Source organism: Oleiphilus sp. HI0043 (assembly GCF_001634935.1).
Map to the genome: position 1 here is coordinate 1 of NZ_LWEY01001573.1, position 945 is coordinate 945.

The following is a 945-nucleotide window of genomic DNA, read 5'->3' on the forward strand; positions in this document are numbered from 1 at the left end:
CGCTGGTCTTATAATGAACGAGTCAATATCGATATTATCCCAATGATATTCAGCAATAGCGATATCTTGGGCATACCCGGACTAGTTCGTTTGAATGTAGTGTTTTAATAATAAGAGTAAGAAGAAGAGATTCGAAAGAATACATTGTGTATTCTTTCGATAGTACTGACGATTAAGCTACTTTATTTTTTCGCTTCGATATCCAACAACTCGACATCGAATAGCAACGTTTCATTCGGCCCGATAGAACGGTTACCGTTTGGACCATATGCCAAGTCCGAAGGAATAAACAGCTGCCACTTTGAACCAGTAGGCATCAACTGAAGGGCTTCTGTCCATCCAGCAATCACACCATTAACCGGAAAACTTACTGGCTGACCACGATCAATCGAGCTATCAAAAACCGTACCGTTGATCAAAGAGCCGGTATAGTGAACTTTCACAACATCTGTCGGCCCAGGCTGCAGACCTTTACCTTCGGTCAAAACCTTATACTGAAGGCCGCTCTCTAGGGTAACAATACCTTCTTTGTTCTTGTTTTCAGCTAGGAATTCTTTCCCCGCTTTTTTGTTTTCTTCACCCGCTTTTTGAACTTCTTCTAGCTGCTTTTGCTGTAGGTCTCGCTGAAAGTCAGATAGAGTCTGCGCGACCTGCTCATCGGTAATAAGTTGAGGGTTGCCACTATAAGCATCTTTCAAACCTTGGACGAATACGTCGATTTGCAAATCAGGCATATCGTTAGTCATGCGCTTACCTAGAACCAAGCCAAAGCTATAGCTAACTTTTTGATCTTGAGTATCAAGAGACTTTAGAGGTTCAGCAGCATAGCTGAGAGTAGAAGCACCTATTAGAGCTAGGCCTAGAAGCGTTTTTTTCATGTTCATTTCCTGAAGAAGCCATTCTAAAAACGCTCACGTTACTTGTTTTTTGGTGAAATCTCTATGC

Annotated in this window: 1 protein-coding gene; it reads right to left on the bottom strand. The window is 42.0% G+C overall.

The features are described from left to right. Nucleotides 1-182: 182 nt before the first annotated feature. Complete coding sequence (locus A3729_RS34285) at nucleotides 183-878, bottom strand: FKBP-type peptidyl-prolyl cis-trans isomerase (protein WP_068514517.1); 696 nt, start codon at nucleotides 876-878, stop codon at nucleotides 183-185. Nucleotides 879-945 lie beyond the last annotated feature (67 nt).

Excerpts from the sequence above, each read along its gene's own strand:
- A3729_RS34285 (WP_068514517.1), bottom strand. The coding sequence starts at position 878 with ATGAAAAAAACGCTTCTAGGCCTAGCTCTAATAGGTGCTTCTACTCTC.